At 70.2% G+C, this 13,124-nt stretch carries 6 protein-coding genes; 4 read left to right on the top strand and 2 right to left on the bottom strand.

Annotated features, from left to right (window positions below; genetic code table 11):
* Nucleotides 1-87: 87 nt before the first annotated feature.
* Nucleotides 88-657: a 50S ribosomal protein L10 gene (rplJ, locus tag ACFQH9_RS24740; protein WP_379569471.1), complete on the top strand. Its 570-nt coding sequence runs from the start codon at nt 88-90 to the stop codon at nt 655-657.
* A 47-nt stretch (nt 658-704) separates the two neighbouring features.
* Nucleotides 705-1,100 (top strand): 50S ribosomal protein L7/L12, encoded by a 396-nt coding sequence (gene rplL / locus ACFQH9_RS24735; protein WP_358203617.1) that lies wholly within the window; start codon nt 705-707, stop codon nt 1,098-1,100.
* Nucleotides 1,101-1,210: 110 nt separating this feature from the next.
* On the opposite strand, the gene ACFQH9_RS24730 is transcribed toward rplL, so the two are convergent.
* Both ACFQH9_RS24730 and ACFQH9_RS24725 read right to left on the bottom strand, forming a co-directional pair.
* Nucleotides 1,211-2,875 (bottom strand): class I adenylate-forming enzyme family protein, encoded by a 1,665-nt coding sequence (locus tag ACFQH9_RS24730; protein WP_379569468.1) that lies wholly within the window; start codon nt 2,873-2,875, stop codon nt 1,211-1,213.
* A gap of 9 nt (nt 2,876-2,884) precedes the next feature.
* Nucleotides 2,885-3,859, bottom strand: coding sequence for a cyclase family protein (locus ACFQH9_RS24725; RefSeq protein ID WP_379569466.1), 975 nt, complete (start codon nt 3,857-3,859; stop codon nt 2,885-2,887).
* 664 nt (nt 3,860-4,523) lie between these two features.
* Here ACFQH9_RS24725 and rpoB point away from each other — a divergent pair.
* Together rpoB and ACFQH9_RS24715 are read left to right on the top strand one after the other, a co-directional pair.
* Nucleotides 4,524-8,042 (top strand): DNA-directed RNA polymerase subunit beta, encoded by a 3,519-nt coding sequence (rpoB, locus tag ACFQH9_RS24720; protein ID WP_379569464.1) that lies wholly within the window; start codon nt 4,524-4,526, stop codon nt 8,040-8,042.
* 84 nt (nt 8,043-8,126) lie between these two features.
* Complete coding sequence (locus tag ACFQH9_RS24715; RefSeq protein ID WP_379569462.1) at nt 8,127-12,029, top strand: DNA-directed RNA polymerase subunit beta'; 3,903 nt, start codon at nt 8,127-8,129, stop codon at nt 12,027-12,029.
* Nucleotides 12,030-13,124: the final 1,095 nt, after the last annotated feature.

Below are 13,124 nucleotides of genomic sequence, written 5' to 3'. Positions count from 1 at the left end.
ACGCCCCGTGCCCTGCGCACGGGGCGTTCGTCGTCTCCAGGGGTCTCGGGACGCGGTGGCACACCGACACCCGAGAGGAGGCATCACATGGCACGACCCGACAAGGCGGCGGCGGTCGAGGAGATCGCCGACCGGTTCCGGGGCGCGTCCGCCTCGGTGGTCACGGAGTACAGCGGCCTCACGGTGGCTCAGCTGAGCCAGCTGCGCCGCGCACTGGGCGAGAACGCCAGCTTCCGCGTCGCCAAGAACACCCTGGTGAAGCGGGCGGCGGCCGACGCCGGCCTCGACGGCCTGGACGAGCTCCTGGCCGGCCCGACGGCGATCGCGTTCGTCACAGGCGAGGCGGTCGACGCCGCCAAGGCGCTGAAGAACTTCGCCAGGGACAACAAGGGCCTGGTGATCAAGGGCGGCTACATGGACGGCCGCGCCCTCTCGGGCGCGGAGGTCGAGCGGCTCGCCGATCTCGAGTCCCGCGAGGTCCTGCTGGCCAAGCTGGCCGGCGCCATGAAGGGCAACCTGGCCAAGGCCGCCGGCCTGTTCAACGCCCCGGCCTCGCAGGTCGCCCGCCTGGCCCAGGCCCTGGCCGACAAGCGGGCCGCCGAGGGCGCGTCCGCCGAGGGCGGCCAGGACGACACCGCCGCCCCCACCGAGAGCTGACCGGCTCCACCACCCGATCCACCCCAGACACACAGAAGGAGCCAGACATGGCGAAGCTGTCCAGCGACGAGCTGCTCGACGCGTTCAAGGAGCTCACCCTCATCGAGCTCGCCGAGTTCGTGAAGAAGTTCGAGGAGACCTTCGAGGTCACCGCGGCCGCCCCGGTCGCCGTCGCCGCCGCGGGTGCGCCCGCCGCCGGTGGCGAGGCCGCTCCGGCCGAGGCCGAGAAGGACGAGTTCAACGTGGTCCTCGAGGCCGCCGGCGACAAGAAGATCCAGGTCATCAAGGTCGTCCGCGAGCTCGTCTCGGGCCTCGGCCTGAAGGAGGCCAAGGACCTCGTCGAGTCGGCCCCGAAGCCGATCCTCGAGGGTGTCGCCAAGGACGCGGCCGACGCCGCCAAGGCGAAGCTGGAGGAGGCGGGCGCGAAGGTCTCGCTGGCCTGACCAGCGCCTGATCGCGCCGCCTGATCCCCGCCGCCACGCCGCCCACGGGGCGGCACCGGCGGGTCACGAACGGCACTTCCGCGGCTGCGGAAGTGCCGTTCGTGCGTTTCTCAGGACTGCTCGCGCTCGCGCAGCTCGCGGCGGAGCAGCTTGCCGCTGACCGTCTTCGGGATCTCGTCGAGGAACTCGATCTGCCGCGGGTACTTGTAGGCCGCCATCCGCGCCTTGGCGAAGGCGATCAGCTCCTCGGCGGTGACCTCCTTGCCCGCCCGCAGGCTGACGAAGGCCTTGACCGTCTCGCCGCGGTACTCGTCGGGCACCCCGACCACGGCCGCCTCGCGCACCGCCTCGTGCTCGTAGAGCACGTCCTCGACCTCACGCGGCCAGACCTTGTAGCCGCCCGCGTTGATCTGGTCCTTCTTGCGGTCGACGATGTAGAACCAGCCGCGCTCGTCCATGTAGCCGACGTCGCCGGTGTGCAGGGACCCGCCCGGCAGCGCCCGCTCGGTCTCCTCGGGCTTGTTCCAGTAGCCCTTGACCACCTGCGGGCCCGTCGTGACGATCTCGCCGACCTCGCCCGGCGGGAGGTCCGTGCCGTCCTCGCCGACGATCCGCACGACCGTGTCGTAGACGGGCACGCCCACCGACAGCGCCCCGGAGGCCTCGTCGACCGGCGCCTCGGCGTGCGCCGGGGTGCAGTGGCTGGGCGAGGTGGTCTCGGTGAGCCCGTAGATGTTGTGGATGTACTGGCCGAAGGCCTGCTGGAAGGCCTTGACCGTGGAGGGCGGGATCGGCGCCCCGCCGGACCAGATCTTGCCGAGCGAGCTCAGCGCGTCGTGGTCGGCGTTCGGGGCGTTCATCAGCGCGATGAACACGGTGATCGAGCCGACGGTGAAGGTCGGCCGCTCCTCGCGGATGATGTCGATCGCCGCGGACGGCTCGAAGCGGTGGAACAGCACCAGCGGCGCGCCGAGCAGCATGGCGATCGTGACGTGCCCGATCAGCCCGGTGATGTGGAACAGCGGCGCGACGCCGAGGACGACGTCGTCCGGCCCGAGCTCGCAGAAGCCGCGGTAGGTCTGCGAGTTGAACACCAGGTTCGCGTGCGTGTTCATGGCGCCCTTGGGCGGCCCGGTGGTGCCCGAGGTGTAGGTGAGCACCGCCGTGTCCTGCGGGTCGAAGGACACCGCCGGCGGCCGCTGCCCGCGGAACCGCTCGACGAGCTCGCCGAGGTCCACGGTGCCCTCGACCGCGCCGATCCGCTCGACCCCGCCGAGGATGCGCTCGTCGTTCCGCGTCTGGTGGTCGAGCTCGCTCGTGGTGAGCACGGTGCGCACGGCGGTGTCGCCGACCACCTTCGACGCGACGTCCCGGTACAGGTTCTCCAGCGTGACCAGCACGCTCGCCCCGGAGTCGGTGAGCAGCAGGTGCAGCTCGCGCTCGCGGTTCATCGGGTTGACGTTGACGGCGATGCCGCCGGCCTTCCACGTGCCGAGCAGCGCGATCACGTACTGCGGGTCGTTCTGCAGGAACAGCGCCACCCGCTCGCCGGCCGAGAAGCCGGAGTCCAGCAGGCCGGCGGCGACGGCGTCGGACAGCTCGTCGAGCTCACGGTAGGTGATGCGGCCGTCGAAGTAGCGGATCGCGTCGCGGTCGCCGTGCCGCTCGAGCGTGGCCCGGAACAGGGCCAGCATGTCCGGGAACTCGGGGGTGATCGAGGTGGGCTGGCCCTCGTCGTAGCGGGCGAGCCAGGGCTTCTCGTCGTAGACGGACACCGGGGTCTCCTAGCGGATGGCGATGGGGTTGACCGGCGCGCCCGTTCCGTGCACGACCTTGAGCGGGGCGGCGGCGTAGAGGAACGACCAGCGGTTGTCGGCGGCGCAGGCCTCGGCCAGGTCGTCGAGCCAGGCGATCTCGGTGAGGGTGACGCCGAGGTTGCGCATCAGCGCGCAGTGCAGCGGCAGCGCCACCCCGGAGTTGGGGTCGGCGGTGACCTCGTTGGCGATGGTGTCGGTGACCAGGTTGGGGATCTCGCGCTGCTGGAACCACTCCACCAGCTCGCGGGAGTAGGTCAGCCCGGGCTCGACGAACCCGTCGTAGAAGCTCTGCGGGTCGTCGAGCTCGTACCAGTACTTCATCCACCCGGTACGGATCACCAGGATGTCGTGCGGCTCGATGTCCACGCCCTGGTTCTTCGCGGCGGCCTCGAGGTCGGTGTGGTCGAAGGTCTCGCCCTTCTCCAGCCACGGCTTGCCGCGGTGGCGCGCCATGTCGATGAGCACCCCGCGCCCGACCACGCCCTTCTCCGCGATCGGCAGCACCGAGGCCTTCTCCATCGCCCCGATCGTGGTGCGGGCGTCGTAGCCGTTCCACAGCTGCCCGTCGTACCAGACGTGGCCGAGCGCGTCGTACTGCGTGGAGCCCTGCAGGAAGATCTGCGCGGTGTCGTCGGCGTAGTGCAGCCCACCGGGGAACGCCGGGGCGTCCTCGCCGTCCCAGGTGGACTCGTCGAGCTCGTTCTTGCGCGACATGCCCTTGCGGCCGGGCCAGATCGGGTCCCCGGGGCTCTCGGTGCGGCCCATGTGGATCTGCAGGGTGAACACCTCGCCCGACCGCACGTGCCGGATGCCCCGCAGCACCTCACCGGCGTCGAGGTAGTTCAGGCAGCCCAGCTCGTCGTCGGGACCCCACTTCCCCCAGTTCTTCGGGGCGTCCTCGCCCAGCAGCTCGCCCATTGTCGGCACAGTGTTCTCGGCCATGCGTCGACCCCTTCGTCGGCGTCCTGAGACAGGTGCATGATCGCCGTCGATCGTCGTCGCGCCCGTTCCCGGCAGTCAAGGCCGGTGGCCGCGCGTCCCCGTCAGGAGGATGGGGCGTAGGCTCGGGGTCCGAACCCGCCTTCCGTTCCTCCGGACGAGTGAATTCTGTCCGGCGCGGCGGACGGCAAGGGGGGTCCGCGGGTCCCGCCGACCGACGGTCCACCGGGGGTCCGGCAGCCCTGAGCTGCCGGTCGTCCTCCGGGAGGGACCACTTACCGACGCGTACGGTCTTGACTCGGTGCGCCTGCCGGGTCACTCTTACGTCACGGTGCTTGGCTCCGGTGGTGAGCTGAGCGACGTGTCTCGACAGCGGCTGCCTTCGCGGCTAGACTGACTCTTTGCGCTGCCTCCGCCCAGGTTCGGCGTGCACGCTGTCGGAAGTCCGCCGGTCGTCGAGACCGGACACCGGAAGGTCCGCCAGGGTGCTCGGCGGACCTGGTCGGAGCGTGGCGTTCTGACAACGAACGGCGAGTTCAGCTCCCCGGCCACACCCGACACGTCGCCAGATCGGCCGCAAGCACCGGAACCGGTGCGGTGACGGGAACGGTAGCGCCTCGGGGGCGGTGCCCGCCAGACGAGAGCGTAGTTCTCGGAAGGACGCATCTTGGCTGTCTCCCGCGCCACCGTGACCACTGCGACCCCTGGGAGCGCCGTCTCGGCGAACCCGAACTTCCCTGGCGCACCCACCCGAGTCTCGTTCGCGAAGATCGCCGAGCCGCTCGAGGTGCCGGACCTCCTCGACCTGCAGATCCAGTCCTTCCAGTGGCTGGTCGGGGACGAGGCGTGGTTCCAGCGACGCATCGACGCGGGGGACGAGAACCCGGTCGGCGGTCTGGAGGAGATCCTCGCGGAGATCTCCCCGATCGAGGACTTCTCGGGGTCCATGTCGCTGTCCTTCTCGGACCCGCGCTTCGACGAGGTCAAGGCCTCGGTCGAGGAGTGCCGGGACAAGGACATGACCTACGGCGCCCCGCTGTTCGTCACCGCGGAGTTCACCAACAACACCACCGGCGAGATCAAGAGCCAGACGGTGTTCATGGGCGACTTCCCCGTGATGACCGACAAGGGCACGTTCATCATCAACGGGACCGAGCGCGTCGTCGTGTCGCAGCTCGTCCGGTCGCCGGGCGTGTACTTCGACCACGCCATCGACAAGACGACCGAGAAGGACGTCTACTCCGTCAAGGTCATCCCCAGCCGGGGCGCGTGGCTGGAGTTCGACGTCGACAAGCGCGACACGGTCGGCGTCCGCATCGACCGCAAGCGCCGCCAGCCGGTCACCGTGCTGCTCAAGGCGCTGGGCTGGACCGCCGAGCAGATCCGGGAGCGCTTCGGGTTCTCCGAGACGATCCTCGCCACCCTGGAGAAGGACCACACCGCCGGCCAGGACGAGGCGCTGCTCGACATCTACCGCAAGCTGCGCCCGGGCGAGCCGCCGACGCGCGAGAGCGCGCAGACGCTGCTCGAGAACCTGTTCTTCAAGGACAAGCGCTACGACCTGGCCAAGGTCGGCCGCTACAAGGTCAACAAGAAGCTGGGCCTGGACGTCCCCACCGAGGTCGGCACGCTGACCGAGGAGGACATCGCCACCACCATCGAGTACCTCGTCCGCCTGCACGCCGGTGAGACCTCGATGAAGGCCGCGTCCGACCCGTCCGGCGAGACGACCGTCCCCGTCGAGACGGACGACATCGACCACTTCGGCAACCGGCGCCTGCGCACGGTCGGCGAGCTCATCCAGAACCAGGTCCGCGTGGGCCTGTCCCGGATGGAGCGCGTCGTCCGCGAGCGGATGACCACGCAGGACGTCGAGGCCATCACGCCGCAGACCCTGATCAACATCCGGCCCGTCGTGGCCGCGATCAAGGAGTTCTTCGGCACCTCGCAGCTGTCGCAGTTCATGGACCAGCACAACCCGCTGGCCGGCCTGACCCACAAGCGGCGCCTGTCCGCGCTGGGCCCGGGCGGTCTGTCGCGCGAGCGCGCGGGCTTCGAGGTCCGGGACGTGCACCCGTCGCATTACGGCCGCATGTGCCCGATCGAGACCCCCGAGGGTCCGAACATCGGCCTGATCGGCTCGCTGTCGACGTTCGCGCAGGTCAACCCGTTCGGCTTCATCCAGACGCCGTACCGCAAGGTCGTCGAGGGCCGGGTCACCGAGCAGATCGACTACCTGACCGCGGACGAGGAGGACCGCTTCGTCATCGCGCAGGCGAACGCGCCGCTGAACTCCGACGGCACCTTCACCGAGGACCGCGTCCTGGTCCGGCGGAAGGGCGGCGAGGTCGACCTGATCCCGCCGACGGGCGTCGAGTACATCGACGTCTCGCCGCGGCAGATGGTGTCGGTCGCGACCGCGCTCATCCCGTTCCTCGAGCACGACGACGCGAACCGCGCCCTGATGGGCGCGAACATGCAGCGCCAGTCCGTGCCGCTGCTCCGCTCCGAGGCGCCGCTGGTCGGCACCGGCATGGAGCTGCGCGCCGCGGTCGACGCCGGCGACGTCGTCGTCACCGAGAAGGCGGGTGTGGTCGAGGAGCTCTGCGCCGACTACATCACCGTCATGGCGGACGACGGCACCCGCCAGACGTACCGGCTGAACAAGTTCCGGCGCTCCAACCAGGGCACCTGCAACAACCAGAAGCCGATCGTCGACGAGGGCCAGCGGGTCGAGGTGGGCCAGGTGCTCGCCGACGGGCCGTGCACCGAGAACGGCGAGATGGCGCTGGGCAAGAACCTGCTCGTGGCGATCATGCCGTGGGAGGGCCACAACTACGAGGACGCGATCATCCTGTCGCAGCGCCTCGTGCAGGACGACGTGCTCACCTCGATCCACATCGAGGAGCACGAGATCGACGCCCGGGACACCAAGCTCGGCGCCGAGGAGATCACCCGGGACATCCCGAACGTCTCCGAGGAGGTCCTCGCGGACCTGGACGAGCGCGGCATCATCCGGATCGGCGCCGAGGTCCAGCCCGGCGACATCCTGGTCGGCAAGGTCACCCCGAAGGGCGAGACCGAGCTGACCCCGGAGGAGCGGCTGCTCCGCGCGATCTTCGGCGAGAAGGCGCGCGAGGTCCGCGACACCTCGCTGAAGGTGCCGCACGGCGAGAACGGCAAGGTCATCGGCATCCGGGTCTTCTCCCGGGACGACGACGACGAGCTCCCGCCCGGCGTCAACGAGCTGGTCCGCGTGTACGTGGCCCAGAAGCGCAAGATCTCGGACGGCGACAAGCTCGCCGGCCGGCACGGCAACAAGGGCGTCATCGGCAAGATCCTGCCGGCCGAGGACATGCCGTTCCTGCCGGACGGCACGCCGGTCGACATCATCCTGAACACGCACGGCGTGCCGCGACGGATGAACATCGGCCAGGTCCTGGAGACGCACCTCGGGTGGATCGCCAAGTCCGGCTGGGAGGTCGAGGGCAACCCCGACTGGGCGAAGATGCTGCCCGAGGAGCTCTACTCCGTGCCGCCGAACACGAACACCGCGGTGCCGGTGTTCGACGGCGCGAAGGAGCACGAGATCACCGGGCTGCTGGGCTCGACCCGGCCGAACCGGGACGGCGACCGCATGGTCGGCCCGGACGGCAAGGCGCAGCTCTTCGACGGGCGCTCGGGCGAGCCGTACCCGTTCCCGGTGGCCGTCGGCTACATGTACATCCTGAAGCTGGCGCACCTGGTGGACGACAAGATCCACGCGCGGTCGACCGGCCCGTACTCGATGATCACCCAGCAGCCGCTCGGCGGTAAGGCCCAGTTCGGCGGCCAGCGCTTCGGCGAGATGGAGTGCTGGGCGATGCAGGCGTACGGCGCGGCCTACACGCTGCAGGAGCTGCTCACCATCAAGTCGGACGACGTGGTGGGCCGGGTCAAGGTCTACGAGGCCATCGTCAAGGGCGAGAACATCCCCGAGCCGGGCATTCCGGAGTCCTTCAAGGTGTTGCTGAAGGAGCTCCAGTCGCTGTGCCTGAACGTGGAGGTGCTCTCCAGCGACGGTGCCGCGATCGAGATGCGCGACACGGACGACGAGGACCTCGAGCGCGCGGCGGCGAACCTGGGCATCAACCTGTCCAGCCGCCCGGGCTCGGACTCGATGTCCGTCGACGACGTCGTGAACTGAGGCGTCCGGGGGCCCTGCTCGACAGGGCCCCCCGGCGCCCCCCAACTGCAGCGCTAGTGCCATAACGACGATTGAGGACACATCTTGCTCGACGTCAACTTCTTCGACGAGCTGCGCATCGGCCTGGCCACCGCCGAGGACATCCGCCAGTGGTCGCACGGCGAGGTCAAGAAGCCGGAGACCATCAACTACCGCACCCTCAAGCCCGAGAAGGACGGCCTCTTCTGCGAGAAGATCTTCGGCCCGACCCGGGACTGGGAGTGCTACTGCGGCAAGTACAAGCGCGTCCGGTTCAAGGGCATCATCTGCGAGCGCTGCGGCGTGGAGGTCACCCGCGCCAAGGTGCGGCGTGAGCGCATGGGCCACATCGAGCTGGCCGCCCCGGTCACGCACATCTGGTACTTCAAGGGTGTGCCGAGCCGGCTGGGCTACCTGCTCGACCTGGCGCCGAAGGATCTCGAGAAGATCATCTACTTCGCCGCCTACGTGATCACGTCGGTCAACGGCGAGCTGCGCCACCAGGACCTGTCCACGCTCGAGAACGAGATGAGCGTGGAGCGCAAGCGGGTCGAGCAGCGCCGCGACCAGGACCTCGAGGCCCGGGCCCAGAAGCTCGAGTCCGACCTGGCCGAGCTCGAGGCCGAGGGCGCCAAGAGCGACGTCCGCCGGAAGGTCAAGGAGGGCGGCGAGCGCGAGATGCGCCAGCTCCGCGACCGCGCCCAGCGCGAGCTCGACCGGCTCGACGAGATCTGGACGACCTTCGCCAAGCTCGAGGTCCAGCAGCTGATCCCGGACGAGGGGCTCTACCGCGAGCTCTACGACCGGTACGGCGACTACTTCACCGGCGCCATGGGTGCCGAGGCGATCCAGAAGCTGCTGGAGAACTTCGACATCGACGCCGAGGCCGAGAAGCTGCGCGAGATCATCCGCAGCGGCAAGGGGCAGAAGAAGCTCCGCGCCCTCAAGCGCCTCAAGGTCGTCGCCGCGTTCCAGTCCACCGGCAACTCGCCGATGGGCATGGTGCTCGACTGCGTCCCGGTCATCCCGCCGGACCTGCGCCCGATGGTGCAGCTCGACGGTGGCCGCTTCGCCACGTCGGACCTGAACGACCTGTACCGCCGGGTCATCAACCGGAACAACCGCCTCAAGCGACTGATCGACCTCGGCGCGCCCGAGATCATCGTCAACAACGAGAAGCGGATGCTGCAGGAGGCCGTCGACGCGCTGTTCGACAACGGCCGCCGCGGCCGTCCGGTGACCGGCCCGGGCAACCGGCCGCTGAAGTCGTTGTCCGACCTGCTCAAGGGCAAGCAGGGCCGGTTCCGCCAGAACCTGCTCGGCAAGCGCGTCGACTACTCGGGCCGTTCGGTCATCGTCGTCGGCCCGCAGCTGAAGCTGCACCAGTGCGGTCTGCCCAAGCAGATGGCGCTGGAACTGTTCAAGCCGTTCGTGATGAAGCGCCTGGTCGACCTGAACCACGCGCAGAACATCAAGTCCGCCAAGCGGATGGTCGAGCGCGGCCGCTCGCAGGTGTGGGACGTGCTCGAGGAGGTCATCTCCGAGCACCCCGTGCTGCTCAACCGCGCGCCGACGCTGCACCGCCTCGGCATCCAGGCCTTCGAGCCGCAGCTGGTGGAGGGCAAGGCCATCCAGCTGCACCCGCTGGTCTGCGAGGCGTTCAACGCGGACTTCGACGGTGACCAGATGGCGGTCCACCTGCCGCTGTCGGCCGAGGCCCAGGCCGAGGCCCGGGTGCTGATGCTCTCGAGCAACAACATCCTGTCGCCGGCGTCCGGCCGCCCGCTCGCCATGCCGCGTCTGGACATGGTCACGGGTCTGTTCCACCTGACCCGCGAGCGTCCCGACGCGCCGGGTGCGGGCCAGTCGTTCAGCTCCGAGGCCGAGGCCGTCATGGCCTACGACCGCAAGACGCTGCACCTGCAGGCCCCGATCAAGATCCGGCTCCCCGGCGTCACGCCGACCCCGGGCACCGAGCTCGAGGAGGGGGAGGTCTGGCGCGCCGAGACCACCCTCGGCCGGGTCATGTTCAACGAGCTGCTCCCGGCGGACTACCCGTTCGTCAACGAGCCGCTGCCGAAGAAGCGCCAGGCCGCGATCATCAACGACCTGGCCGAGCGCTACTCGATGACCGAGGTCGCGCAGGTGCTCGACCGCCTCAAGGACGCCGGCTTCTACTGGGCCACCCGGTCCGGCGTCACGCTGGCGATCGACGACGTCGTGGTCCCGCCGAACAAGCAGGAGATCCTCGACGGCTACGAGGCCAAGGCCGACCAGGTCAACAAGCGGTACCAGCGCGGTGCGCTCTCCCACCAGGAGCGCAACGACGAGATGGTCAAGATCTGGACCCAGGCGTCCGAGGAGGTCGCCAAGGCCATGGAGGACAACTTCCCCGAGGACAACCCGATCCCCACGATCGTGAAGTCCGGGGCGGCGGGCAACATGACGCAGGTCCGGCAGCTGGCCGGTATGCGTGGTCTGGTCGCCAACCCCAAGGGTGAGTACATCCCCCGCCCGATCAAGGCCAACTTCCGCGAGGGCCTGTCCGTGCTGGAGTACTTCATCTCCACGCACGGCACCCGGAAGGGTCTGGCGGACACCGCGCTGCGGACCGCGGACTCGGGGTACCTGACCCGTCGTCTGGTCGACGTCTCGCAGGACGTCATCGTGCGCGAGGTCGACTGCGGCACCTCCCGGGCGGTCACCATGCCGGTCACGGAGGAGACCGCGGACGGGCGCCTCATCCCGCACCGCTACATCCGCACGTCGGTGTACGCGCGGTGCTCGGCGGAGGAGGTCACCGGGCCGGACGGCCAGGTGATCGTGGCCAAGGGCGGCGACCTCGGCGACCCGGCGCTCGACGCGCTGGTCGCGGCCGGCGTCCGGCAGATCCGCGTGCGCAGCGCGCTGACCTGCGAGTCGGCCACCGGCATCTGCGCGATGTGCTACGGCCGTTCGATGGCGACCGGCAAGCTGGTCGACGTCGGCGAGGCGGTCGGCATCGTCGCGGCCCAGTCCATCGGTGAGCCCGGCACGCAGCTGACGATGCGTACCTTCCACCAGGGCGGTGTCGCGGGCGACGACATCACGACCGGTCTGCCGCGTGTCACGGAGCTCTTCGAGGCCCGGGTCCCGCGCGGCAAGGCGCCGATCGCGGACGTCGACGGCCGCATCCGCATCGAGGACGGCGACCGCTTCTGGAAGATCACCCTCATCCCGGACGACGGGGGCGAGGAGATCGTCTACGAGAAGCTGTCGAAGCGGCAGTGGCTCGCCATGACGGTGGTCGACGGCGAGGAGCGCCCGCTCCGGGACGGCGACCACGTCGAGGTCGGCCAGCTGCTCCTCGAGGGCACGGCGGACCCGCACGAGGTGCTGCGCGTCATGGGCCCGCGCGAGGTGCAGCTGCACCTGGTGCGTGAGGTGCAGAAGGTATACCGCACGCAGAGCGTGGACATCCACGACAAGCACATCGAGGTGATCGTCCGGCAGATGCTCCGCCGGGTCACGATCATCGACTCGGGTGCCACCGAGTTCCTGCCCGGCGCGCTCGCCGAGCGGGGCGAGTTCGAGTCGGAGAACCGGCGCGTGGTCGCCGAGGGCAACGAGCCGGCCTCCGGCCGCCCGGTGCTCATGGGGATCACGAAGGCCTCGCTGGCGACGGAGTCGTGGCTGTCCGCGGCCTCGTTCCAGGAGACCACCCGGATCCTCACCGACGCCGCGATCAACGGGAAGCGCGACAAGCTCGTCGGGCTGAAGGAGAACGTGATCATCGGCAAGCTGATCCCGGCCGGTACGGGGATCAGCCGGTACCGCAACATCCAGGTGCAGCCCACGGAGGAGGCCCGCGCGGCCGCCTACGCGCTGCCGAGCTACGACGACGGCTACTACAGCCCCGACGTGTTCGGCACGGGCACCGGTGCCGCGGTCCCGCTGGACGACTACGACTTCGGCCGCGACTACCGCTAGTCGCCACCGCGGTCAGTGACGGGGCCGGCGCCTTCGGGCGCCGGCCCCGTCGCCGTACTCGGCCGGGCAACCCCTCCGGTCGGGGACTTGCCTCTCCCTCGGCCGCGCCCCGGGCACCGGTCTGACCGCGCCGCGCACCTAACAGGTCGCCGCACACCGGGTAGTGCCTCGCACACCCGATCTGGCCCGGCGGCACACCCGCAAGATCAGTCGCACACCCCGTCGACCGGGTGTGGCCAGCTCTTCCGGTTGTGCCGAGGCCACGAGTGCTCGCGGGAGCACGGCCTCGGCCGGCCCAGCTGCCGTCGTGATCCGAGCTGGCACACCCCGCTCGGCGCGCCGCACCTCGCCGGGCGCGCCGCACCTCGCCGGGCGTACTGCACCTCGCCGGGCGTGCTGCACCTCGCCGGGCGTGCTGCACCTCGCCGGGCGTGCTGCACCTCGCCGGGCGTGCTGCACCTCGCCGGGCGTGCTGCACCTCGCCGGGCGTGCTGCACCTCGCCGGGCGTGCTGCACCTCGCCGGGCGTGCTGCACCTCGCCGGGCGTGCTGCACCTCGCCGGGCGTGCTGCACCTCGCCGGGCGTGCTGCACCTCGCCGGGCGTGCTGCACCTCGCCGGGCGTGCTGCACCTCGCCGGGCGTGCTGCACCTCGCCGGGCGTGCTGCACCTCGCCGGGCGTGCTGCACCTCGCCGGGCGTGCTGCACCTCGCCGGGCGTGCTGCACCTCGCCGGGCGTGCTGCACCTCGCCGGGCGTGCTGCACCTCGCCGGGCGTGCTGCACCTCGCCGGGCGTGCTGCACCTCGCCGGGCGTGCTGCACCTCGCCGGGCGTGCTGCACCTCGCCGGGCGTGCTGCACCTCGCCGGGCGTGCTGCACCTCGCCGGGCGTGCTGCACCTCGCCGGGCGTGCTGCACCTCGCCGGGCGCGGCACACCCGATTGGGCGCGCCACACCCGGTCGACGGGCTGTGCGAGCGCCCTCGTGGGTGTGCCGGTGGGTTCCACGGGTTGTGGGGCGCCCGGAGAGGTGTGCGACGTCGGTCTCGACGCCTCGCGCCCGGGCCGTGCCTCGCGCACCGGGCCGTGCCTCGCGCAC

Source organism: Pseudonocardia lutea (assembly GCF_042658055.1).
Lineage (GTDB): Bacteria > Actinomycetota > Actinomycetes > Mycobacteriales > Pseudonocardiaceae > Pseudonocardia > Pseudonocardia lutea.
This window is presented reverse-complemented; position numbering and strand designations above follow the sequence as displayed.